Source organism: Falsiruegeria sp. JB4-1, from assembly GCF_055693495.1.
Window position 1 is genome coordinate 2122149 of record NZ_JBVFTZ010000001.1, and the last position, 23314, is coordinate 2145462.

The 23314-nt window shown below is 58.5% G+C and carries 18 protein-coding genes and 3 pseudogenes; 10 read left to right on the forward strand and 11 right to left on the reverse strand.

Going from position 1 to position 23314, the window contains the following annotated elements; translation table 11 throughout:
- Positions 1-2: 2 nt before the first annotated feature.
- Positions 3-743 carry a sulfotransferase-like domain-containing protein gene (locus ACZ1HE_RS10900; RefSeq protein WP_472620776.1) on the forward strand — a complete coding sequence of 247 codons (741 nt, stop codon included), beginning with the start codon at positions 3-5 and terminating at the stop codon, positions 741-743.
- A gap of 31 nt (positions 744-774) precedes the next feature.
- Here ACZ1HE_RS10900 and ACZ1HE_RS10905 read toward each other — a convergent pair whose 3' ends face one another.
- Together ACZ1HE_RS10905 and ACZ1HE_RS10910 are read right to left on the reverse strand one after the other, a co-directional pair.
- Positions 775-2154 (reverse strand): multicopper oxidase family protein, encoded by a 1380-nt coding sequence (locus ACZ1HE_RS10905; protein ID WP_472620777.1) that lies wholly within the window; start codon positions 2152-2154, stop codon positions 775-777.
- Between the two features lie 85 nt (positions 2155-2239).
- Positions 2240-2749: a hypothetical protein gene (locus ACZ1HE_RS10910; protein WP_472620778.1), complete on the reverse strand. Its 510-nt coding sequence runs from the start codon at positions 2747-2749 to the stop codon at positions 2240-2242.
- Positions 2750-2948: 199 nt separating this feature from the next.
- On the opposite strand from ACZ1HE_RS10910, the gene ACZ1HE_RS10915 reads away from it, so the two are divergent.
- The 4 genes and pseudogenes from ACZ1HE_RS10915 (at position 2949) to ACZ1HE_RS10930 (ending at position 8127) form a co-directional block, all read left to right on the forward strand.
- Complete coding sequence (locus ACZ1HE_RS10915; RefSeq protein WP_472620779.1) at positions 2949-3728, forward strand: crotonase/enoyl-CoA hydratase family protein; 780 nt, start codon at positions 2949-2951, stop codon at positions 3726-3728.
- A 267-nt stretch (positions 3729-3995) separates the two neighbouring features.
- A pseudogene (locus tag ACZ1HE_RS10920) lies at positions 3996-4965 on the forward strand (TAXI family TRAP transporter solute-binding subunit).
- Between the two features lie 124 nt (positions 4966-5089).
- Positions 5090-7699: a TRAP transporter permease gene (locus ACZ1HE_RS10925; protein ID WP_472620780.1), complete on the forward strand. Its 2610-nt coding sequence runs from the start codon at positions 5090-5092 to the stop codon at positions 7697-7699.
- On the forward strand, positions 7696-8127 hold the full coding sequence (locus ACZ1HE_RS10930; RefSeq protein WP_085795682.1) for a universal stress protein: 432 nt from the start codon (positions 7696-7698) through the stop codon (positions 8125-8127). The genes ACZ1HE_RS10925 and ACZ1HE_RS10930 overlap by 4 nt, the downstream gene beginning before the upstream one ends.
- 69 nt (positions 8128-8196) lie before the next feature.
- Here ACZ1HE_RS10930 and ACZ1HE_RS10935 read toward each other — a convergent pair whose 3' ends face one another.
- The 3 genes from ACZ1HE_RS10935 to ACZ1HE_RS10945 are packed head-to-tail and all read right to left on the reverse strand — an operon-like array spanning position 8197 to position 11818.
- The gene (locus ACZ1HE_RS10935; protein WP_472620781.1) at positions 8197-9897 is read right to left on the reverse strand and encodes an ABC transporter ATP-binding protein; all 1701 of its coding nucleotides are present in this window, start codon (positions 9895-9897) and stop codon (positions 8197-8199) included.
- On the reverse strand, positions 9894-10844 hold the full coding sequence (locus ACZ1HE_RS10940) for an ABC transporter permease (RefSeq protein ID WP_472620782.1): 951 nt from the start codon (positions 10842-10844) through the stop codon (positions 9894-9896). Before ACZ1HE_RS10940 ends, ACZ1HE_RS10935 begins: the two co-directional genes overlap by 4 nt.
- Positions 10841-11818, reverse strand: a complete 978-nt coding sequence (locus ACZ1HE_RS10945; RefSeq protein ID WP_472620783.1) for an ABC transporter permease — start codon at positions 11816-11818, stop codon at positions 10841-10843. The genes ACZ1HE_RS10940 and ACZ1HE_RS10945 overlap by 4 nt, the downstream gene beginning before the upstream one ends.
- Before the next feature lie 478 nt (positions 11819-12296).
- On the opposite strand from ACZ1HE_RS10945, the gene ACZ1HE_RS10950 reads away from it, so the two are divergent.
- A complete protein-coding gene (locus tag ACZ1HE_RS10950) occupies positions 12297-14138 on the forward strand; it encodes an adenylate/guanylate cyclase domain-containing protein (protein ID WP_472624443.1) in 1842 nt (613 codons plus the stop codon).
- Positions 14139-14626: 488 nt separating this feature from the next.
- On the opposite strand, the gene ACZ1HE_RS10955 is transcribed toward ACZ1HE_RS10950, so the two are convergent.
- Positions 14627-14794, reverse strand: a complete 168-nt coding sequence (locus ACZ1HE_RS10955) for a hypothetical protein (RefSeq protein ID WP_472620784.1) — start codon at positions 14792-14794, stop codon at positions 14627-14629.
- A gap of 101 nt (positions 14795-14895) precedes the next feature.
- Complete coding sequence (gene hpt, locus ACZ1HE_RS10960) at positions 14896-15444, reverse strand: hypoxanthine phosphoribosyltransferase (protein ID WP_472620785.1); 549 nt, start codon at positions 15442-15444, stop codon at positions 14896-14898.
- A 72-nt stretch (positions 15445-15516) separates the two neighbouring features.
- Between hpt and ACZ1HE_RS10965 the strand changes: the two genes are divergently transcribed.
- On the forward strand, positions 15517-15963 hold the full coding sequence (locus tag ACZ1HE_RS10965) for a type II toxin-antitoxin system RatA family toxin (RefSeq protein WP_472620786.1): 447 nt from the start codon (positions 15517-15519) through the stop codon (positions 15961-15963).
- A gap of 57 nt (positions 15964-16020) precedes the next feature.
- The gene (locus tag ACZ1HE_RS10970; RefSeq protein WP_472620787.1) at positions 16021-17289 is read left to right on the forward strand and encodes an MmgE/PrpD family protein; all 1269 of its coding nucleotides are present in this window, start codon (positions 16021-16023) and stop codon (positions 17287-17289) included.
- Between the two features lie 341 nt (positions 17290-17630).
- On the opposite strand, the gene ACZ1HE_RS10975 is transcribed toward ACZ1HE_RS10970, so the two are convergent.
- The 4 genes and pseudogenes from ACZ1HE_RS10975 to ACZ1HE_RS10990 all read right to left on the reverse strand — a co-directional run bounded on the left by ACZ1HE_RS10975 (position 17631) and on the right by ACZ1HE_RS10990 (position 21070).
- A complete protein-coding gene (locus ACZ1HE_RS10975) occupies positions 17631-18812 on the reverse strand; it encodes an ammonium transporter (protein WP_472620788.1) in 1182 nt (393 codons plus the stop codon).
- Between the two features lie 140 nt (positions 18813-18952).
- Positions 18953-19444, reverse strand: a complete 492-nt coding sequence (locus ACZ1HE_RS10980) for a CinA family protein (RefSeq protein ID WP_472620789.1) — start codon at positions 19442-19444, stop codon at positions 18953-18955.
- The gene (locus ACZ1HE_RS10985) at positions 19441-19941 is read right to left on the reverse strand and encodes a phosphatidylglycerophosphatase A family protein (RefSeq protein WP_472620790.1); all 501 of its coding nucleotides are present in this window, start codon (positions 19939-19941) and stop codon (positions 19441-19443) included. Before ACZ1HE_RS10985 ends, ACZ1HE_RS10980 begins: the two co-directional genes overlap by 4 nt.
- A pseudogene (locus ACZ1HE_RS10990) lies at positions 19938-21070 on the reverse strand (bifunctional 2-C-methyl-D-erythritol 4-phosphate cytidylyltransferase/2-C-methyl-D-erythritol 2,4-cyclodiphosphate synthase). The gene ACZ1HE_RS10985 and the pseudogene ACZ1HE_RS10990 overlap by 4 nt, the downstream one beginning before the upstream one ends.
- A gap of 184 nt (positions 21071-21254) precedes the next feature.
- Here ACZ1HE_RS10990 and dusB point away from each other — a divergent pair.
- Positions 21255-22238, forward strand: coding sequence for a tRNA dihydrouridine synthase DusB (gene dusB, locus ACZ1HE_RS10995; protein ID WP_472620791.1), 984 nt, complete (start codon positions 21255-21257; stop codon positions 22236-22238).
- Positions 22235-23312 (forward strand): annotated as a pseudogene (locus tag ACZ1HE_RS11000) (two-component system sensor histidine kinase NtrB). Before dusB ends, ACZ1HE_RS11000 begins: the two are co-directional and overlap by 4 nt.
- Positions 23313-23314 lie beyond the last annotated feature (2 nt).

Sequence of the window (23314 nt, forward strand, 5' to 3'; positions counted from 1 at the left end):
CCATGCACAAGATAGTAGCCCTGTGGGCGGTGCCCCGGTCGACCTCGACCGCGTTTGAATGGATGATGCGTCAACGTGGGGATATGGATTGCCTGCATGAACCCTTTGGCGAGGCTTGGTATCAAGGCGAAGACCCTCTGTGGCCGCGGTTCACCGACGGGGAAAAGACCACGCCTGGTCTGACGCTGGAAAGCGTATGGGACGACATTCAGGCGCGAGCCAAACAGGGGCCGGTCTTCATCAAGGACTTCCCTCATTACATCAACCACATGTGGGACGCCGAGTTTCTGTCCCATTTCACCCACGCCTTCCTGATCCGTGATCCGGCCAAAACCATCACCTCGATGTATGACAAATGGCCCGATTTCGACGAGTTAGAGGTCGGCTTTCCCGAACAACGTGCTCTGTTTGATCTGATCACCGCACTCAATGGTATCGCGCCGCCGGTGATTGACAGCGACGATCTGCTCGAAGATCCGCATCGCCTGACGCGGATGTTCTGCGAGGCGGTGGATATTCCGTTCCTGCCCGACGCGCTGAGTTGGGAGCCGGGTGGCGATCCGTCAGCGCACAGCTGGTGGGATGGTGGTTCGTTTCACGCAAATCTGGCCAAATCGACAGGGCTGACACCGCAGAAACGCAAGTATGTCGATCTAGAAAGCACGCCTGAACGGGTGTGGCGTGTGCATCGACGGATGAAGCCGCACTACGATCATCTCTATTCGAAACGCCTGGGGGTGTAGCGCGCGGGGCTGGATGCCCCGCGCGCCGATATCAGGTCACATTCAGCCATGTTCTCATGCCGGCGGCGGCGTGTGACAGCATATGGCAGTGCAGAAGCCACTTGCCGGGCGCATCAGCGCGGAACGCGACGGTACGCGTTTCGCCGCGCCCCATCAGCAGCGTGTCGCGCCGGGGGCCAAAGGTGCCATCGTCCAGAACCTCTTGGAAATGCTGACCGTGCAGGTGCATGGCATGGGCAAAGGCGGTGTCGTTTACCATCTCGATCATCACCGTCTCACCCGTACTTGCAGAGAGCAGTGGCTCATCCGGCATACCAACCACGCCGTTGAAGGCCCAGGCCTGACCCAGTTGTACCATCTCCTGAATGCTCAGACGTTGCCCCTTGAAAGTAGCTTCGCGTAGGCCGCCCATGGCGCCGCCCTCCATCTTGAGAGGAACCTTGCGTGCATCTTTGACCGTCGTTAGCCGGTGATGCGGGTTGTCGGGCAGGGCGGGCATTTCCCCTCGCCGGGTGTCTGACCCGTCCACGGGAAACTCGGCAATGGCGAAGACACCGTCGCGTTCGTGGCTGGCGATCAAGGCATCTTCGCCCACATCTGCCGTGACATCGACAATCAGGTCGACGCGTTGCGCCGGTCCCATGAACAACTTCTCGGGCGTTTGTGGTCGCAGCAGAGGCATGCCGTCGAAGGCGACGATCTTGCCCTCCAACCCGATCAAGCTGAGTTCCATGATGCGGTCGGTTGCCACGTTGATCAGCCGCAGCCGCAGGCGGGCGTTTTTGCGAACAGTGGTCATCTCTGGTGCAGTCACGGCGTGAACGAAGTTCCCCAACCGCCCGGCGTGGGTCCAGTCATGGGGTCGGTCGAAATCCTCGGCTATGGTACCCTCTTTGGTCAGCCGCCAGTCATCCAGAACCACGGTCAGATCGTGGTCCACGTCCGGCGGTTCACTCTCATCCACGATCAAAACGCCGTAAAGCCCGCGCGCCACTTGTTCGGTCGATTGATGGTGCGAGTGATACCAATAGGTACCCGCATCCGGAGGTGTGAAGCTGTAGGTGAAATCATCCCCGGTCTGGACCGCATCCTGGGTCATGCCGGGAACACCATCCATGGCGTTGGGTACGCGCACGCCATGCCAGTGGATGGATGTGGGTGCGGGCAATTGATTGACCAGATTGCGGGTCATCGCTTGGCCTTGGGGCAGCCGGATCATGGGGCCGGGCACTTGTCCTTCAAAGCCCCAGACCTCTGTTTCGGGATACTCGTCTGGCAGCAAGCGGATCTGCCCGGGCCGTGCGGTCAATGTGGGGACTGAGGCGCGCGCAGGCAGGGGCAACAGCGCCGCTACGGTGGCCGTGGCAAGAAAGCTGCGGCGCGTTAGGCCGGTTTTGAAGTCGTCCGTCATGATCTCGCCCTCTTACAGGTGGTCAAAAAAGACATGGAAATTTGTGGCGCGGTATGTGCGCCTAGGGTCAATCTAGCAGGTTGCATCAGTTTTTCTCGGTTTCGTTCGCGTTTTCACACCTGATGGTGCTGAAGGGTCGGTCACGATCAGAGACGGGGAGGGGCGGGTCGAACTCTGGCAGGATGCCATCTGCCAAGGCGTGGAACAATGTTGGCAGCCCTTTGGCCCAGGGCGTCTCGGTACTGGCTGCGCCGATGGGAGCCACAGAAATTTCCGCATTGCAAAGATGCCCCTGACAGCACGTGTTCCGGTCCGGTGCGTGGCAGGTCATCTCTTTCGGGCAATGAGTTTCGGCCTCGGCCGTAATGTCTAACGAAGATGCCGGTGATGCCCAGACCATAAGTCCGACCATGAGCGCACAGATCATCCCCAGGAAGACGGGCAGTCGTGTGCCCAAAGCCAAAGTGCGCGATATGTGTGGTTCGGGTTTCATCTTGTCCGCACCTTCTGCCCGGATCTGAACCGGGTCAAGCCGCCCTCCTGCGGCAAAGCCGCCGGTGCTTGTGACGTGGGGTTGTGGGGTTCGTTCCGCCATGCCCCCATTGACGGATCGTCAAGTCGGCCAAACCATAGTCCTGCATTCACCCGGAGGAGAGAGAAAAGATGCCCGAGTTCACTACCCTGCGAATTGACCATGATCCGGATGAGCCCCGCATTGCGCGCCTGTTGCTGAACCGGCCCGAGCGTTTGAATGCGATCTGCGATGAAACGCCGCAGCGGAAATTCGTGCCGCGGTGGAATGGGCCGAGGCCAACGATCAGGTGCACGTCATCGTGGTCGAAGGCGCAGGCAAGGGGTTCTGCGGCGGTTATGATCTGGGGGCCTATGCCGAGCAGGACATCGACCATCCTTGTCAGCAGGAGAGCTATCCCTGGGATCCGATGGTCGACTATGCCGTGATGAAAAAGAACACCGAAGATTTCATGACGCTCTGGAAATGCGGCAAACCGACCATTGCAAAGGTGCATGGCGCGGCCGCAGCCGGTGGCAGCGACATCGCTTTGTGCTGTGACATGCTGGTGATGGCGGATGATGCCCGCATCGGCTACATGCCCACCCGCGTCTGGGGCTGCCCGACGACGGCGATGTGGACCTATCGATTGGGCCCGACACGGGCGAAAGAGCTGATGTTTACCGGCAACCTGATCACCGGCAAACAAGCCGCCGAATGGGGGCTGGCCAATTACTCCGTGCCCGTTGACCAGCTAGAGGCCGAGACCATGAAGATGGCGCGCCGGATCGCTGGCGTCCCCTCGGGCCATCTGGCGATGCACAAGATGGTGGTCAATCAGGTCATGTTGACCATGGGGCTTGAGCAAACCCAGATGATGGCGACCGTTTTTGACGGCATTACCCGCCACAATCCCGAAGGGCTCTGGTTCCGTCGCTATGCCCAGGCTGAGGGTTTCAAGGCCGCCGTAGAATGGCGTGACAGTGGCCGACCGATTCCCGAAGGCGACGAAGCACGGGCGTTAATCCGAGAATTGGAAGCCCGGGCAAAGGCTTCTGATTAACACGTTCAGCAGCTGAACCTCTGCTGCGGGGAAAATTCGGATTTTGTCTTCAGTTTTGAAGATTCCATGGTCGACGATCCCCGCAGTCTCCCAATGAGCCTTGACAAGTCGCGGGCACGGGTGAAACCCTGTTCGCATCGGGAGAGAAAAAGTTCTTATATTTTGACCTGTTGCAGGGGGCTCACGCGAAAGTGTGGGCTTGTGCATTTGGATCGAAAGCCACTACGAGGACCTCCCGACCGCAAAAAAGAAACTGGGAGTTCTTAAATGAAACGTTACAGCAAGCTGAGCCTGACTGCTCTGGCGGCGACCGCAATGATGGCTCCGGCAGCTTTCGCCGAAGAGTTCATCACCATCGGTACCGGCGGTGTGACCGGCGTGTATTACCCGACTGGCGGCGCGATCTGCCGTCTGGTGAACAAAGGCCGCAAAGAGCACGGCGTGCGCTGCTCGGTCGAGATCCACTGGCGGTTCGGTTTACAACATCAACACCATCCGCGAAGGCGAGCTGGAGTTCGGTGTGGCACAGTCCGACTGGCAATTCCACGCCTACAACGGCAGCTCGAAATTCCAGGACGCCGGCAAGTTCGAAGACCTGCGCGCCGTTTTCTCGGTCCACCCCGAGCCCTTCACCGTGGTTGCCCGCGCAGACGCTGGCATCACCAACTTTGACGACCTCAAAGGCAAGCGTGTGAACATCGGCAACCCCGGTTCCGGTCAGCGCGGCACCATGGAAGTGGTGATGGCTGCCAAAGAGTGGACCATGAAAGACTTCGCTCTGGCCACCGAGCTGAAAGCAGCTGAACAGTCGGCGGCTCTGTGTGACAACCAGATCGACGCGATGGTTTACACCGTTGGTCACCCGTCCGGTTCAATCCAGGAAGCCACCACAGCGTGTGACTCGGTTCTGGTGAACGTCGATGGCGCGGGTGTTGATCGACTGGTTGACGAAAACTCGTTCTACCGTAAGGCCAGAATCGTTGGTGGTACCTACCGCGGCAACCCAGATGACACCCATACGTTTGGTGTGGGCGCAACACTTGTGACCTCGGCCAACGTGTCGGATGACGCAGTTTATGCGCTGGTGTCCGGTGTCTTCGAAAACTTCGACGCCTTCAAAAAGTTGCACCCCGCGTTTGGCAACCTGACCCCTGAAGAGATGATCAAGGACGGTCTTTCGGCTCCGCTGCACCCCGGTGCTGCGAAGTACTACAAAGAAAAAGGCTGGATGGAATAATCCACCAAGGCTAACGGAACGAGGCGCCATCTGGCGCCTCGTTTCTCACCCGGACAACGGGTCAAAAAAGAAACTGCCCGGTCAGGCCGTTCTGACACGAGGCGGTTGGACAGGGAGATGATCTATGGCCTCTGATACTCAGGGCAATCGTCCGCTTACCGAAGAAGAACTGCAGGATCTGGTCGCATCGTCCGATGCGGGCGCCCGTGATCCGGCTGGCAGCGTAGGGCTGTTCCTGGCAATCGTGGCCGTGATCTGGTCCGTGTTCCAGGTCGTTTTGGCCTCGCCAGTTTCGAACCTTCTTCTGCCCGGTAGCGTTGTTAACAATTCTCGCCAGATCCATCTGGCTTTTGCCATGTTCCTGGCGTTTGCGGCCTATCCGGCGCTCAAATCCAGTCCGCGAAACTATATCCCGATTCAGGATTGGATCATGGGTGTCGTGGGGGCGGGTATCGCGCTCTATGGCTACATATTCTATCAGAAAATCGTGGATTCAGGCGGACTTGCCGATGACGTGGACAAATGGTTCGCGCTCGCCGGTCTGCTGTTGCTATTCGAAGCCGCGCGCCGTGCGCTTGGCCCGGCAATGGCGATCATCGCAACGATCTTCTTGGCCTATGTTTTCTTTGGTTCATCCAACTGGGTGCCCGAAGTGATCCAATGGAAAGGCGCCAGCCTGAAAAAGGCGATGAGCCATATGTGGATCACTTCCGAAGGCGTCTTTGGCATCGCCTTGGGGGTTTCGACCAAATTCGTCTTCCTCTTCGTTCTGTTTGGCGCTTTGCTGGATAAGGCCGGGGCAGGGAACTATTTTATCAAGATGGCGTTCGGCGCACTTGGCCACCTGCGTGGTGGCCCCGCAAAGGCAGCCGTTGTGGGTTCGGCCGCAACCGGCCTGATCTCGGGCTCATCTATCGCCAACGTTGTGACCACCGGCACCTTCACCATCCCGTTGATGAAGCGGGTGGGCTTTACCAGCGAACAGGCTGGTTCGGTCGAGGTTGCCTCGTCAGTCAACGGTCAGATCATGCCACCCGTCATGGGCGCGGCGGCCTTCCTGATGGTGGAATATGTGGGCATCTCGTACGTCGAGGTCATCACCCACGCGTTCCTGCCTGCTGCGATTTCCTACATCGCGCTGGTTTACATCGTGCATCTGGAAGCGGTGAAGCGGAACATGCCGACCCTGGGCAACCGGGTCGTGTCGATGGGTCGGACCATTGGCGGCATGGCGCTGTTCTTTGCTGGCTTTGCGGGCCTCTGCTACGGCGTGCAATATCCGGTGCAGTTCATCATCAATATGATGCCAGGCGCCTCGGGCCTCGCACTGTCTGCGCTGATCGTCTTGGCCTATGTCATCCTTCTGTGGTTTGCGTCTGGCGTGGACGACCTAGTGCCGGATGATCCAAACGCCAAAGAGGTCGAACTGCCCGTGGTGTCCGAGATCTACAAGGCGGGTCTGCACTATCTGCTGCCGATCATCGTTCTGGTCTACTTCCTGATGATCGAACAGAAATCTCCGGGTCTTTCGGCGTTCTGGGCAACTGCGCTGCTGTTTGTGATCCTGCTGACGCAGAAACCGCTCAAGGCAATCTTCCGTGGTCAGACCAACATGGGCGCGACCTTCATGGAAGGTGTCGGCGACCTGTGGCAGGGGCTGATCGACGGTGCACGCAACATGATCGGTATCGCCCTGGCCACGGCCACTGCGGGCGTGATCGTGGGGACCGTGACGCTGACGGGTGTGGGACAGGTAATGGCCGATCTGGTCGAGTTCCTGTCCGGCGGCAACCTGATCCTGATGCTGGTGATGGTGGGTCTGCTCAGCCTTGTTCTGGGCATGGGCTTGCCGACCACGGCGAACTACATCGTTGTCAGCTCGTTGATGGCGGGCGTGGTTGTGGAACTGGGCGCGCAGTCTGGCCTGATCGTGCCGCTGATCGCGGTGCACCTGTTTGTGTTCTACTTCGGGATCATGGCGGATGTGACGCCCCCCGTGGGGCTTGCGAGTTTCGCGGCGGCTGCTGTGTCGGGCGGTGACGCGATCAAGACCGGCTTCACGGCCTTCTTCTACTCGCTTCGCACCGTGGCCCTGCCGTTTGTGTTCATCTTCAACACCGATCTGTTGTTGATTGATGTGACATGGACGCAAGGGATAATCGTGGCCATAGCGGCAACCATCGCGATCCTCGTGTTCACGGCGGGTACCATGGGCTACTTCCTGACCAAGAGCCGTATCTATGAAAGCATCGCTCTGATCCTGGTGGCATTCGCACTGTTCCGCCCGGACTTCTTCATGAACCGTATCGTGCCCCCATTCGAAAACATCGAACCGGCTGCATTCGTGCAAGCGGTGGGGGAAGCCGAAGAGGGCAAGGAGATCCGAATGGTCGTCAGTGGCCCGGACTTCGACACCGGCAACACCAAGGAAACCACCCTGGTGCTGACCGTTGGCCCCGAGGCGGATGGTGCAGCGCGCGTCGATGCCTTTGGCCTGCTGCTGTTGGAAGAGGACGGCGTGATGAAGCTGGACGAACCGGCCTTTGGCTCGCCCGTCGCAGCCAACCTGGAATCGTTTGACTTCTACGCCGACGATCCAGTGCAGATCGCCTCGATCCAGGCACCTGCCGATCAACCCTTCAAAGAGCTGGTCTACATCCCGGCGCTGATCCTGTTGGGTCTGATCGCGATGCTGCAACGCGGCCGTGCCGCCAAAGAAGGAGAACCCGCATGAGCAAGTCCATTCTTTGTGCAATCGACATCAGCAACGGTGAACATGACGGACCTGTCCTGGCCCGTGCCGCCAAACTGGCGGACATGGACGGGGCACGGCTGGATGTCGTGACGGTGCTGCCTGATTTCGGCGAGAGCTGGGTATCGGGGTTCTTTGAGGCTGATCACCACGAAAAGGCGGTGCATGAGGCCGGGGAGCAGTTGCAGCGCCTGTGCATCGACACCCTGGGCGAGGATCGAAACGAAGAAATTCGTCACGTTGTCGCCACAGGCACGGCCTATCAGGAGATCCTGAAAACGGCCGAAGGCGCAGGCGCCGATCTGATCGTGATCGGGGCCCACAAGCCGGACTTCAAAGACTATCTGCTGGGTCCCAACGCGGCGCGTGTCGTGCGCCATTCACAGGTGTCAGTCTACGTGGTTCGCTGAGCCTTTCACATTAAAAAGCCCCGCCCGATGTCTTGTCGGGCGGGGCTTTGTTTTGTCTTGTGACGGGGTTTACTCGAGGTTTTCCGTCGAGAGATCGTCCAGCTTCGGCATCAGATCCAGCAATTCGCGGGTGTATTCCGTCTGCGGATTGGCAAAGAGGCTTTCCGTGTCCTGAATCTCGGCAATCTTGCCTGCCTTCATCACTGCCACCCGGTCGCACATCTGACGTACAACTGGCAGGTCGTGACTGATGAACAGCATGGTCAGGCCAAGATGTTCCTGCAGGTCCTTCAGGATATTCAGGATCTGCGCCTGGATCGACACGTCCAAAGCACTGGTTGGTTCGTCACAGATCAGGAACCTCGGCTGCGTCGCCAAGGCCCGCGCGATCGAAATCCGCTGACGCTGACCACCCGAGAACTCATGTGGGTATTTCAACGCCGCCGAGGAACCAAGCCCTACCTGGTCCAGCAAATCGGCCACGCGTTTCTGGATGGCATTGCCCTCCATCAGCTTGTGATGCCGGATCGGTTCGGCCACGATTTCATCGACCCGCATGCGCGGGTTGAGCGACGAAAACGGGTCCTGAAAAATCATCTGGATGTCTTGGCGATAGGCCTCTTGTACGGGCTTGTCGCTCAGGTTGCTGACGGTTTTGCCATCAAAGATGACCTCACCTTCATCCACCTGATAAAGCCCCGCGATCATCCGCGCGACGGTGGATTTGCCGGACCCGGACTCACCTACGACGCCAAAGACCTCACCGGGTTTGATGTCAAAGCTGACCTGATCCACGGCGGTGAAATATTCACGGCTCCACGGCAGTAGCCCGCGCTTTTGCAGGAACCGCTTGGTGATCCCCTTGATCTCATACAAAGGCTTGGACGGATCATTTTCCACCTTGGGCCAATTGCGCGCCAGATCCTCGATCGCAAAGCGGGTTTCGCGCCCGCCATAACTGATCTGCGGAAAGCGATGCAGCTTCAACGTAGGCCGCGGCACGGCGGCGATGAGCGATTTGGTATAGGGATGCTCAGGCCGTCCCATGACCTGCTCGGTTGGGCCGCTTTCGACCACTTCACCGGCATACATCACGGTCACCACATCGGTGGTTTCCGCAATCACGCCCATGTCGTGGGTCACAAGGATGACGCCCACCTGACGTTCGCGCGCAAGTTCCTTGATTAGTTCAAGGATCTGCGCCTGAACCGAGACGTCCAGAGCCGTTGTGGGTTCATCCGCGATGATCACATCCGGCTCGGAACACAAGGCCAAAGCGATCACCACGCGCTGACGCATGCCCCCTGAAAACTGGTGCGGGTACTGATCTAGCCGGGTGTCCGGGTCAGGGATGCCAACCCGGTCGATCAGGTCGCGCGCGCGCTGAACGGCCTCGGCATCCGAAACATCGTGATGTGCCTGGATGGTTTCAACCAGTTGCTCCTTGACCGTGAACAGCGGATTGAGAGAGGTCAGCGGATCCTGAAAGATCATCGAGATCTTCTTGCCGCGCAGCTTGCGCATGGCGTCGGCATTCAGACCGCTGATGGTATCGCCCTTAAAAACGATATCCCCTCCGGTGATGTGGCCGGGACGTTCCAGCAGGCCCAGAACGGCGGCGCCGATCGTGGACTTGCCAGCCCCGGATTCCCCAACCAGACCGTGGATCTGACCGGGTTCGACGGTGAGCGACGCTGCATCGACAGCGCGGAACACCTTGCGACGGGTCGGAAACTCGACCGTCAGTTTGTTGATATCAAGCAGGGTCATCGTAGCTTCGGATTCAATGCGTCCCGGAGCCAGTCTCCGAGCAGGTTGATGGACAGGGCGAGGGCCAGCAGGGTGATCGACGGGAACAGCAGGATCCACCATTCACCCGAGAAGAGATACCCCTGACCGATGCGGATCAGCGTACCCAGCGAGGGTTGCGTCGGTGGTGCACCCACACCCAGAAAGCTGAGCGTTGCCTCGGCGATGATCGCCAGCGCCAGCGAGATGGTCGAGATGACCAGAACCGGCGACAAAACGTTGGGCAGCATGTGGCGGAACATGATCGGAATAGGACCACGGCCAATCAGGCGGGCGGCCTGAACGTATTCCTTGTTCTTCTCCACCAATGCGGCACCACGCACAACGCGGGCGAACTGCACCCAGTCCGACAGCGCAATCGCCACGATCAATACCCAGATCGCCATTTCATTGCGATACTCGGGCGGCGTGATCCCCTTGGCGATGCCAAAGATCAGCATGGCCACCAGGATGGCCGGAAAGGTCAGCTGTACGTCAGCGACGCGCATGATGATGGTCTCGGTCCAGCCGCCGACGTAAGCCGCGACAAGGCCCAGTACCACGCCGATGATCATCGCCAGCATGACGGCCGAGATACCCACGAAGAGGGAGATGCGCAGACCATACAGGATGGTCGAGAACACATCGCGGCCCTGGTCGTCGGTACCCAACAGGAAGGTTTCCTGCGTGAACGCATTGGGCTGCCCCGGTGGGGTGAACCCGTTCATCAGGTTCAGCGTGGCCGGGTTGAAAGGATCATGCGGCGCAATCAGCGGCGCGAACAGCGCGGCCAGCAGCAGGATCGCAACCACCAGAAGGGCGATCATCGCCACCGGTGAATGGCGGAAGGACCAGACGAAATCGCTGTCCCAGAATGTTGCCAAGCGCGACGGCGGCTTGGTTGCGAGGTCTTTGGTTGTATCGCTCATGCGGTCCTCCCATCCACGCGCAGGCGCGGGTCGATGGCAAAGTAAAGAAGGTCAACGATCAGGTTGATGCCCACGAACATCACAGAAATCAGCATCAGGTAGGCGGCCATCACGGGGATGTCGACAAACTGGATCGCGTTGATGAACAGCAGGCCAACGCCTGGCCACTGGAACACGGTCTCAGTAATGATCGCAAAGGCGATGATCGAGCCAAGCTGAAGGCCCGTCACCGTGATCACCGGAACCAGAGTGTTCTTCAGCGCATGGCGGAAGTTGATGGCGCGTTCGGCCAACCCGCGCGCGCGGGCAAAGCGGACATAATCGGCACGCAGCACCTCAAGCATCTCGGATCGGACCAGACGCATGATCAGCGTCATCTGATAGAGGCCAAGTGTGATCGACGGCAAGATCAACGCCTTGAGCCCTGAGACCGTCAAAAAGCCCGTAGACCAGCCGCCGATTTGCACCGTATCCCCCCTGCCAAAACTGGGTAAGAGGTCCAACTCCACCGAGAATATGTAGATAAGTAAGATGCCTATGAGGAAGGTTGGCAGTGACACCCCTATGAGACTGAGCGTCATGATCGTATTGGCGGCTATCCCGTTCCTTCGGATCGCGGTGAAGACGCCCAATGCGATGCCAATGCTAATGGCCAGGAACCCCGACACCAGCGCCAGTTCCAGCGTCGCAGGTGCGCGTTCGGCGATGATGGTCGAAACTGGGCGACCCTGGCGATAGGACACGCCAAAGTTGCCTTGGACCGCGCCCTGCAGGAATTTGAAGTACTGCACCGGAAATGGCTGATCTAGGCCAAGGTCCGTGCGCAGTCGGTCGATGTCGGCTTGGGTGCGTTCCTGTCCCAGCATGTTGTCGATGGGATCACCGACAAATCGGAACATGGAAAAGGCGACCAACCCCACCACCAACAAAACGATGACGGATTGGAACACCCGCCGGATGATGTATGCGAGCATAGTGTTTCCCCTTGCGCGTTTTTGGCCAGGCCCATGCCGTCTGATGCGGCGGATTGTTTGAGATGCGTGACAGGATCACGCCGACCGGGTCTCAGGCTGAAACGCTTTGATGCTCCCTCTTTGCAGGATGTGAAGGGATGGTCAAGTTGTCGCAGGGTCAGACTACCCAGAAGGCCGCTGATCATTGTCTTGCTAAGGCCGAGTTTCTGGGAAAAGTAGACTCTGTAAGGTTTCCATTCCACATGACATGCCAGGTCATTCAACCCACGGCCAAGCATGACGTCATCTTCTTGTTGTGTCCGCCGCATTGCGCATGGGCCCGGTAAAACAACGCACTGATACAGTTTCTGGTGTCGGTTATTTCAAGCTTTCAAAAGGGTGATGCATCTGGCTTGGACAGCACTTTCAGTTTAGCTTGAAGCCTATATTCGGAGACCGAGTGTTGGAAAGACGTCTGACTGCGATCCTTGCGGCCGATGTGGTCGGCTACAGCCGCCTTGTTCAAAAAAATGAGGCGGGGGCTCTTGCTGCTGTCAAATCCCATCGCGAGCAGTTGTTCGAACCAATAATCACCGCCCGAAACGGTCGAATTGTTAAGCTTATGGGCGACGGTTTGCTTGTCGAATTCGCAAGCGCAGTCGAGGCAGTCCAATGCGCAGTTGAAATGCAGCACCATGTAGAATCCGCCAATGCGGACGTGCCTCAGGACGCGCAAGTGCGGTACCGAATTGGTCTAAACATTGGCGACATAGTTGTGGATCAGGGCGACATTTTTGGGGATGGCGTCAACGTCGCGGCACGAATTGAAAGCCTCGCTTCCGTCGGCAGCATCTACATGTCGGCCAATGTTGTCGAACAGGTCAAAACCAAACTCGATCTGACCATCGAAGACTTGGGAATGCATGAGGTAAAGAACATCTCTGATCCAGTGCGGGTGTTCCGCCTGGTCAGGGACGATAAGGCCGCAGGCATCATTTCTCCGGTTGCACAGGCAGTACCTAAACCAACCGGGCGGCGGATGCTTCCGGCGTTCATAGCCATTTTAGCTCTGGTTTTGGGCGGAACCGTATTGTGGCTGACGTGGTTTTCCAAAATGCCCTCGGAACCAGAGGGTCACCTCGCGAATGTGTCCGGTAAACCATCGATAGCCGTCATGGCGTTCGACAACCTCAACAACGATCCCGCACAGGATTTTCTTAGCGATGGTTTAAGCGAAAATATCCTGACGGCCTTGTCCCGATTTGCTGATTTTTTCGTCGTCGCGCGCAATTCGACGTTCACTTACAAAAACAGCCCGACAGATGTTCAACAGGTGGCTCGGGAGTTGGGGGTCCGCTACATTGTTGAGGGCGCAGTGCAGGTCTCGGGGGATCGGTTGCGGGTCACGTCTCAACTGATTGATGCGACAACAGGTCAAAACATCTGGGCGGACAGCTATGACCGGGAGCTGCAGGACATTTTCGCGGTTCAGGATGAAATCACGCGCACCGTGGCCTCTCTTTTGTCAACGAACATTGATCTAGCAGAATACAGCCGTCTAAAGCACCAGCCAACTGAAAGCCTTGGTGCCTATGAGTTGCGAAAGCGCGCTCAGGAGGAATGGTTTACTTTCACGAAAGAGGGAAACATCAAGGCGGAAGAGTTCAGCGCCAAGGCAATTGCGCTCGATCCGAACTACGCCGGGGCATATGTTGAAAATGCCTGGGCACACATCAACGGCTATCGTTGGGGGTGGACCAATACGCTGACACGCGACGAGTCGCTGGAACGCGCATTTCAGATGGCGCGCAAAGCTATCGAACTGGAGCCATTCAATTTCAAAGGCCATTGGGTTCTGGCCAACGCCACAACGCAAAGTGGCAACTTGGAAAGGGCGGCCGAGCTCTATGACAAGGCCATTTCACTCAATCCGAATTCGGCGTCCGTTTTGGCAGATTCCATTGATCCGCTTGTCTATGGGGGCAACGCAGCCAAGGCCGTTGATCGAATGAAGCAGGCGATACGTCTGAATCCCCATCATCAGGATTGGTACCTTTGGAACCTTGGGTGGGCCCAGTATTTTGCCCAGGACTACATTGGGGCAAAAAACTCCATCGAAAAGATGAACGAGATACCCAACGGATTGAAGCGCACCTATGCACCGGTCCTGCTCCGGCTTGGGTTTAACGACGATGCGCAGATCGTCATTAAAGAGTTCCTGACGGCCAATCCTGATTTCACCATCCAGGAAGCAAAAAAAGCGCCTTTCGAAAGCGAACCGTACCTCACACGTTGGGTAGATGACTTGAAGGAACTTGGTGTGCCTAACATCAAACCATGACACCCCATCCCGGCAACAGACAACTTACATCGGCTCGGACTTGATCAGAGACATCTTCAGCAAGGATTGAATTCGCTCACAGTTGCCCACTTCGGTCGATGTCTGAGATTTAGTGCCCCGAGGAAGTTTAAAAATATCAGTGCCTTGAGGTCGTAGCCGGTAACGCGATTGTTGCGTTGTCCGCCGTCGAAGCTATGAGAGCCTCCAGTTGTACGACAGGCTGAAAACATTGGTAGTCGTTCTGATGACCGCGCGATCCGGCTTATGGAATTTGACACTAGGTGACAGGGCAAAGGCGCATTTTCCGTTCCCACGCCGATGCATCCGCGATTAATCCATTGGGTCTACAGGACCTTGGGCGGGGCCTCTCTCTTAGACTTGGAAGTCTGGCCTCAAAGACTGCGCTGGGATTTTTTGATCGAGATGTACAAATCGCAATCTCGGGGGGATGATCGGGCGTAGCTCGGGCTTTGGCGACGCCGGTCTCGTCATGGCTTCAACGAATTCACCTTCGCCCATTCCGGCCAGAACCCAAAATACTCGATCCCGAACAGGATCAAACACACTCCCAACACTGCAAGCAACCGCAACACCTGTTTTTCAGACGGCGGGTTGCGGGCCCAGCGGGACATTCGCAGAAAATGGCGGATATTCATCTGCTCTCCCTCGGGTCAAAACTTGCTGCGCTGCCGCGCGTCAAGCGGTGCACGCTTGGTGCACGGTTAGTGCACGCATGGTGCATTGCAGATTTTGGCCGTTATTCTGCATCTGCAACAAAACGCACTTTGCCGATGAACGGCAGGTTGCGGTTGCGTTGTGCATAGTCGATGCCATAGCCCACGACAAATTCATCCGGGATTTCGAACCCGATCCAATCCGAACGGAAATCAACCTCGCGCCGCGACGGTTTGTCCAGCAGAGCGATGGATTTTAACCGTTTGGGGCTGCGGCTTTCCAGCAGTTGAGTGACGTGGTTCAGCGTGTGACCGGTGTCGACAATATCCTCTACCACTAGCACGTCACGCCCTTCAATTGCGCCGCGTAAGTCTTTGAGAATGCGAACTTCTCTGCTGCTTTCCATCGCGTCGCCATAAGATGACGCTTCCAGGAAATCCACCTCGATCGGAAGGTCCAGCTCACGCACAAGATCGGCGATGAACACAAACGAGCCACGCAACAGGCCGACAACAACCAGCTTGTCGGTGCCCTGAAATTCGGTCTGAATCTCACGGCACAACTCTTCAATCCGGGCCGCAATGGCCTTGGCCGAAATCATCGTATCAATCACATAAGCACGCTGGCTCATCGCTACCCCCTTGATCTTTGTCGCGCAACATACGACATGATCGCCCAGAGTCACCCCAAAATACAGGCCCAAATGCCCACCCACTCCGAGACCCGCCATCTGCCGTACACCGCGCAACAGATGTATGATCTGGTAGCGGATGTGGGCCAATATCCCAAGTTCCTGCCGTGGTGTTCAGCGGCTCGCATCCGGCGCACGCACGAGGTGGGGGATGCAACGGTCATGGACGCGGATCTGGTAATTTCTTTCAAAGTCTTCCGCGAGCGATTTGGCAGCCGTGTGACGCTGTTCCCCGATGAGTACAAGATCGATACCGAATACCTAGACGGCCCGTTCAGCCACATGAAATCCACCTGGGCTTTTGCTGATCGTCCAGATGGCGGTTGCGATGTATCCTTTTTCGTAGATTTCGAGTTCAAAAACGCGATTCTTCAAGGGGTTATTGGTGTGGTTTTCAACGAGGCGATGCAGCGGATCGTGCGTGCATTCGAACGCCGCGCAGCCGAGCTCTACACTTAGACTTTACCCCCATCTGCGGCGCGCTACACTACGCCCATGACTTAGCTAACCACGCATTTGGCGGATTTTGCCGCTGGCCCCGTGACAACCACCGCTTCGGCGCGGTTGGTGACCTCTCTCTCCGCGCTCGATTGGTTCGCCGTGGGACGCGCAGGCCAGGCTGAACCTGTGTCCGAGATCGTCCGCGACATGGTATTTGTCGAACAGGGGGCGGGCCAGGCGCATGTCTTCGGCGGTGGTGCAGCCCCGGCGCGCTCTGCGGTTTTGGCCAATGGCACGATCAGTCACGCGCTTGATTATGACGACACCCATTTCGCCCACATCGGCCATCCATCTGTCGCCGTTTTCCCCGCAGCTCTGGCCATGGCCGAGATGCGCGATCTGCCTCTGGTCGAGGTGCTTGAAGCGGCTCTTGTAGGTATGGAAGTTTCCGTTCGTGTGGGCCTGTGGTTGGGGCGCAGCCACTATCAAATCGGGTTCCATCAGACTGCGACTGCGGGGGCTTTTGGCGCAGCCGTGGCTGCTGGTCGGCTGGTGGGGCTGCAGGCCGATGGTATGGCACAGGCCCTGGGCCTTACAGCTACGCGTGCGGCAGGGCTCAAGGCGCAGTTCGGAACCATGGGCAAGCCTTATAACGCGGGACTTGCTGCTTCAGCCGGAGTCGAGGTGGTGCAATTGGTTCAACGCGGATTTCAGGCCAATCCGGATGCACTTGAAGGGAGCTTCGGCTTTGGCGCCACTCATCACGGGGAGAGTAACCTGAATGAGGCGCTGGAGGGGCTCGGCGTCGAATGGCTGTTCGAGACCGTCAGCCACAAGTTCCACGCCTGCTGTCATGGTCTTCACGCCGCGCTCGAGGCTGCGCGGACGCTTGATATCGCCGAGCCGGAAGTGGCCGAGATGACGGTGCGCACCCATCCACGCTGGATGAGCGTATGCAATCAGACGGAACCGTCGACGGGCCTTGGCGCCAAGTTTTCGTATCGCACGGTGCTTGCGATGCATGCGCTTGGACATGATACCGCGCGGCTCGACAGTTATTCCGAGGCGGTCTGCGCCGATCCGCGCCTGATCGCGTTGCGGGGCCGGATCAACGTCGAGGCAGATGAGACCCTGACGGAAACCCAAGCCCATCTGTCGATCTTGCGCCGCGATGGCAGCCGAGATGAGGCAACCCATGATCTGCAGGCGCCACTGCCGCTTGCCATACGAGAGGAGCGGGTGCGCACCAAGGCTGCCAAGCTGATCGGTGGGTCACTGACAGATGAGGTTTGGTCCCTTTTGCGCACCGGGGGGCGAGCGGCGGATTTGGCGGAACGGCTCTGAACCATGTGTGAGTCTCTCAAGGCGGTAAGGTGGGGGCTCCCGCGCCCGCGCCAACCTGACTGCGTCAGCTCGTCGAACAGCCTTGGGCCGGGCGCCTCGCTTTCGGCTCGGCGCGGTTGCGTTTAGCCACACTCCACCGCGTTAATTTCTGGGGCTTGTCGTCAGGCGCCAACCGCCGAGCGCAGCGAGGCCTGGCCCAACGGGAGGAGGGTATCTTTGATGCCTGATCGATGGGCGGGAGCGCCCCTGAGGATAGTCCAACCTCTTAAAGCTAGAAAAGCGGGCCTCCCAAGAGGTCCGCTTTTCGCTGCCCTTGCGGGCATAAGTCAGCCAAGGTGGGCTCAGCTGCTTATGTCATAGGCCCGTTCGCCGTGTACGCTAAGGTCCAGACCATTTGTTTCGGTCTCGGCGTCTACGCGAAGCGGGGTGACAAGTGCAACCAGTTTCACCAATATTACGGTCACAACTGCCGTGAAGACACCCACGATGACCAGGCCACCCAGCTGTGCGGCCCAGCTTCCCAGGCCGAAGACCGCGATCATGATGGTGCCAAAGATGCCGCCAACACCATGCACGGCAAAGACGTCCAGCGTGTCGTCGATTTTCAGCAGATTGCGCACAACATTCACGGCTTCTTGACACAGGATACCAGCCACAGCGCCGATGATCAGCGCCTGAACAGGGTCAACAAAACCGGATGCAGGTGTGATCGAGGCTAGACCGGCAATCGTACCGGTCACAAGACCCACCATCGACGCCTTGCCGTATTTGATCTTTTCCCACAACGCCCATGTCAGTGAAGCAGTCGCCGCGGAGATATGCGTTACGGTCAGCGCCATCGCGGCACCACCATCGGCCGCCAGCTGCGAGCCGCCGTTGAAGCCAAACCAGCCGACCCACAGCATCGCAGCACCGATCATCACATAGCCCGGGCTGTGCGGTGGGGTGGTGCGATGACGGCGCGGGCCAAGAAAGACGGCGATGATCAGAGCAGCCAAACCTGCAGTTTCGTGCACTACGATGCCGCCTGCAAAATCTTTCACACCTGTGTCACCAAAGATACCGCCATCAGCCAAGAAACCACCGCCCCAGATCCAATGGACCACGGGCGCATAACACAGCAGCATCCAGAGGCCCGAAAAGGTCAGGACAAAACCAAAGCCAACACGTTCTACATAAGCGCCAACGATCAGGGCCGGTGTGATGATGGCGAACGTCATCTGAAAGGCAAAGAACAGGATCTCGGGCAGGGTGCCCGACAGGGTGTCTGGCGTGATGTCCAGCAGGAACATCTTGTCCAACCCGCCCCAATACCCTGATGTACCGCTGCCAAAGGCGATGGAATATCCTGCGACCAGCCACAGGATGCTCATCAAACAGGCAATGGCAAAGCAATGCATGAACACGCTGAGTACATTTCGGGCACGCACCAGACCGCCATAGAACAAGGCAAGTCCCGGTAGTGTCATGAACAGGACCAGGGCGGTTGCCACAATGATCCAGGCTGTATCGGCTCCATTCATGGGGCCTCTCCTTTTCGGTAAGCGAGTGGTTTTGTGTGTTCAAAACCAATGCCGCTTGAGGAAAAAAGAGGCACCTGCCGTAAACCCCGCCTGTTTTTGACGCTTTTTGCGATGTGGTGAAATAATGGGCGCTGTTTTGGTCAGCCGCCCTTATTTTCAGCGATGCGCGAAAGCCCTGCCTGCAAGAGCTTTAGCGCATGATCCCGCGCCGCGAGCCGCACTTGGTCGCGGCCAAGGGCGCCGAACTCGATGGTTTCGGTGGTGGTGAGCAGTCCCGTTCCCGCTAGCCCAAAGCAAACGCGTCCTTCCGGTTTGAACTCGGACCCGCCGGGGCTGGCGATGCCGGTGATCGAGACCGTCAACTGCACCGGGGCATGTGCCAGGGCGCCCTCTGCCATCTCAAGCGCAACTTCTTCAGAGACCGCGCCGACCGCGTCCAAGGTTGCGGGTTTCACGCCCAGCATTTCTTGCTTGGCGCGGTTGGTGTAGGTGACAAAGCTGCGTTCGACCACGGAGGAACTGCCGGGGATGTCGGTGAGCGCGGCGGCAACCATGCCCCCCGTACAGCTTTCGGCGGTGGCGATCATGACGCCCAACCGTTTCGCCTCTTCCAACAGCTCAGTTACAGTCAAAGTCCCAGAACCCCATGCGAAAAGCCAGCCAGTAGCGCTACACCGATGGCGGCAAAGACGCCTGCGATCAGGTCGTCCAGCATCACCCCAAGCGCATCGCCGCGTCGGTCGGCCCACCCGATAGGGCCGGGTTTTGTGATGTCAAAAAGACGGAACAATAAGAACCCAGCGATCCAACCGGGCCAGAGCGCGGTGATCTCGATCCCATGGGACCACGCCGGGTAGGAGATAGCCATGAGCGCGATGAACTGGCCAGCGACCTCATCAATCACGATCTCAGACGGGTCGTGGTCGTCTTGCCCGGCGGTCATGACCCCGGTGGCCCAGATCCCGGCGACGATCACAACGACGGTAGCTACTGCCAGCAGAGGAAAGCCACCCAATTGGTGCAACACATAGGTCAGGGGCAGGGCAGCCAGCGACCCCCAGGTGCCCGGCGCAGGGCGCAGGTAGCCGACGCCGCCGACTGTGGCGATGGCCTTTGCCAGACCGATCATGCCGACACCAGGCAAGCAGTGGCCAGCGAGGCGATGCCTTCGCTGCGCCCGGTAAAACCTAAACGTTCAGATGTGGTGGCCTTGACCGAAACCTGCCCCTCGCTCAGTCCCATGATCCGCGCCATTTCACTGCGCATGGCGGCCGAATGTGGTCCGATCTTTGGATACTCGCAGACCAACGTGCAGTCGACGTTGGAGATGCGATAGCCCATCGAGGCGGCCAGTTCGACAGCGTGACGCAAGAAGATCTCGCTCGCTGCGCCCTTCCACTGTGGATCGGAAGGGGGAAGTGCTGGCCGATGTCACCCTGCGCCAATGCACCATAGATCGCGTCCGTGACAGCATGCATACCCACATCCGCGTCCGAATGCCCCTGAAGCCCGCGCTCATGTGGCACCTTAACACCGCAGAGCACCACGTGATCGCCATCACCAAAACGATGTACGTCGTATCCATTGCCCAGCCTGATATCCATATCCGTCCTTAGTATGCGTTCGGCCCGGGCAAAATCCTCAGGCCTTGTTATTTTCAGATTGTCCGCGTCGCCGGGCACAATTGCCACCGGCAGGCCCGCGTCCCGCGCCACCTGCACATCATCCGCAGCGCCACCGGTGTGGGTGTTGTGTGCAGCCACAATGGCGTCATAGTGAAATCCTTGCGGGGTTTGAGCCGCATAAAGGCCATCGCGGTCCCGTGTGCCAGTCACTTGCCCCATTGCACCGCTCCAGAGCGCGTCTGTTACCGCAAGACCCGGAGCGGCAGCAGGATACTCATCCAGAGCCGCCAGAATATCCGAGATAATTTGCGCACTGACACACGGGCGCGCAACATCATGAATCAAAACCTTGGTTACACCTTGGTTTTCCAATGCCGCCAACCCGTTACGCACTGATCCTGCGCGGTCTGTGCCGCCTGTGGACAGAGTGTACCGACCGCCCTCGAACTCGGCCCACGCATCAGTGTCCTCTGCCGACAGCACCAGAACGATATGATCCAAGCCAGCAATTTCGAATTGCGCCAACGTCCAATCCGCCACGCGCCGACCGGCCAGTGGACGCCATTGCTTGGGTACGCCGCCACCCGCACGTTGGCCGCGTCCTGCGGCGACGATTATGGCGGCTGTGGTCATGGCTTGGACGCTCCTGATCTGGTGGGGACTGTTTATGAGGTGGCGCGCGTTTCGGCAATCACCTGCGTCACCTTGCCTAAAAATTAGGCATATGCTGTTTTGATGGGCCTTGAAACAGTCCGTTTCATTGTGCGATTAGGGGCGTTTCGTTACCAACGTAGCACATGCACAAGGATTAGGCATCTTGACCCTCCGTCTTGCCAACAAAGAGCTGACCCCACCCGTGGTCCTCGCCCCGATGGCTGGAATCACTGACCGCCCGTTTCGCGATCTGGTGTCCAGCTTCGGCGCGGGCCTGGTGGTGAGCGAAATGGTCGCCAGCCAAGAGATGGTTCAGGCCAAGCCGGGCGTGCGTGAACGCGCCGAGCTGAGCGCGGATGTTGAAAACACCGCTGTGCAACTTGCGGGGCGCGAAGCGACCTGGATGGCCGAGGCTGCGCGGCAAGTCGCGGACCAAGGCGCCCGTATCATCGACATCAACATGGGCTGTCCGGCCAAGAAAGTGACCAACGGTTATTCCGGCTCGGCCCTTCTCAAGACCCCCGATCACGCCCTGACATTGATCGAGGCGGTGGTAGAGGCGGTGGATGTGCCCGTGACCCTCAAGACTCGGCTGGGGTGGGACGACAAGCTGCTGAATGCCGCGAACGTGGCGCGTCGTGCGCAGGATGCAGGCGTGCAGATGGTGACAATCCACGGGCGCACCCGGTGTCAGTTCTACAAAGGTCACGCGGATTGGGCGGCAATCCGGTCAGTGACCGAAGCAGTGGATGTGCCAGTTGTGGCAAACGGCGACATCGTCAGTACAGAGACTGCCCGTCAGGCGCTGGAGTTGTCCGGTGCGGCGGGTGTGATGATCGGGCGAGGCGCCCAGGGTAAACCCTGGTTGCTGGCGCAGGTCTCGCATGATCTGTACGGCACACCTGCGCCCATCATTCCGCAAGGCGTCGATCTGGTTGATATGGTAACGCGCCACTACCACGCGATGCTTTCTTTCTACGGCGCTGATCTGGGCCTGCGCGTCGCGCGCAAACATCTGGGCTGGTACATGGACGAGGCGGGCACCGCTGCACCGCTGCGCCGCGCCGTTCTGACGTCGCGCGACACGGAAGAGGTCACACGCCTGTTGGCCGATGCCTTGACCCCATCCAAGGAGGTCGCCGCGTGACATCGGATCATTCCATCTGGGCCTCCTTGCCGGTTCCAACCTTCCTTATTGATGCACAAGACAAGATCGCCGATGTGAACTCTGCTCGGCGAAGGCTTTTTGAATGCATCGAAAAAAGCAGTTGAAGGCACGCCGGTCTGGGACCAGATCGCGATTGATGCGCCGATTGAAGAGGCATTTGAACGTGCCCGCACCAATGGCACACCTCTGTTCGTCAACGACATTGATGTCGGCTCGGGCAGCCACGCTCCACTGCAATGCGCGTTGCAGATCGCGCCTCTTGTTGGGCACCGGGGAACAATGATCATGATCATCACGCCCCGCGAACTGGCTGGGCGAATGACCCAGAACCACACAGTCAAATCCGCAGCACAATCGGCGATTGGCATGGCTGAGATGTTGGCTCATGAGATTAAGAACCCACTGGCCGGGATCACCGGGGCAGCGCAGTTGTTGAGCATGAACCTTGCTGCCGAAGACCTTGAACTTACTGATCTAATTGTTGCCGAAAGTCGCCGGATCGTAAAACTGTTGGAACAGGTGGAGCAGTTCGGAAACCTCAGCGCGCCCGATTTCAAACCGGTCAACATCCACGATGTTTTGGACCGTGCCCGCCGTTCGGCACAGCTTGGGTTTGGCGCGCATATGACCATCATTGAGGATTACGACCCGTCGCTCCCGATGGCCTTTGGAGACCCGGATCAGCTGTTGCAGGTCATTTCGAACCTGCTGCGCAACGCCTCCGAGGTGGCGGGCCAACAGGGTGGCACCATCCGTCTGCGCAGCTATTTCGAACACAGTTTTCGCCTGCGCCGCTCGGATGGCACAGGTCAATCGCTGCCCTTACAGATCGAGATCATCGACGATGGCCCTGGCCTGCCGGACAAGATCAAGGACGACATCTTTGATCCCTTTGTCTCGGGGCGTGAGAACGGCACCGGGCTGGGTCTGGCCCTGGTGAGCAAAATCATATCGGACCACAACGGCTGGGTCTCGGTCACGTCTGTGCCGGGACGCACGGTGTTCCGCCTGTCGCTGCCGCGGGTTCCGCGCGGACATATGGATAAGGAGTAAAC

Coding starts and splice junctions, on each gene's coding strand:
- hpt (WP_472620785.1), bottom strand. CDS start 15,444: ATGAGCCAGCGTGCTTATGTGATTGATACGATGATTTCGGCCAAGGCC.
- ACZ1HE_RS10975 (WP_472620788.1), bottom strand. CDS start 18,812: ATGAATGGAGCCGATACAGCCTGGATCATTGTGGCAACCGCCCTGGTC.
- ACZ1HE_RS10925 (WP_472620780.1), top strand. CDS start 5,090: ATGGCCTCTGATACTCAGGGCAATCGTCCGCTTACCGAAGAAGAACTG.
- ACZ1HE_RS10945 (WP_472620783.1), bottom strand. CDS start 11,818: ATGCTCGCATACATCATCCGGCGGGTGTTCCAATCCGTCATCGTTTTG.
- ACZ1HE_RS10985 (WP_472620790.1), bottom strand. CDS start 19,941: ATGATCGGTCTGGCAAAGGCCATCGCCACAGTCGGCGGCGTCGGCTAC.
- ACZ1HE_RS10935 (WP_472620781.1), bottom strand. CDS start 9,897: ATGACCCTGCTTGATATCAACAAACTGACGGTCGAGTTTCCGACCCGT.
- ACZ1HE_RS10955 (WP_472620784.1), bottom strand. CDS start 14,794: ATGAATATCCGCCATTTTCTGCGAATGTCCCGCTGGGCCCGCAACCCG.
- ACZ1HE_RS10965 (WP_472620786.1), top strand. CDS start 15,517: ATGCCCACCCACTCCGAGACCCGCCATCTGCCGTACACCGCGCAACAG.
- ACZ1HE_RS10930 (WP_085795682.1), top strand. CDS start 7,696: ATGAGCAAGTCCATTCTTTGTGCAATCGACATCAGCAACGGTGAACAT.
- ACZ1HE_RS10940 (WP_472620782.1), bottom strand. CDS start 10,844: ATGAGCGATACAACCAAAGACCTCGCAACCAAGCCGCCGTCGCGCTTG.
- ACZ1HE_RS10910 (WP_472620778.1), bottom strand. CDS start 2,749: ATGGCGGAACGAACCCCACAACCCCACGTCACAAGCACCGGCGGCTTT.
- ACZ1HE_RS10905 (WP_472620777.1), bottom strand. CDS start 2,154: ATGACGGACGACTTCAAAACCGGCCTAACGCGCCGCAGCTTTCTTGCC.
- ACZ1HE_RS10900 (WP_472620776.1), top strand. CDS start 3: ATGCACAAGATAGTAGCCCTGTGGGCGGTGCCCCGGTCGACCTCGACC.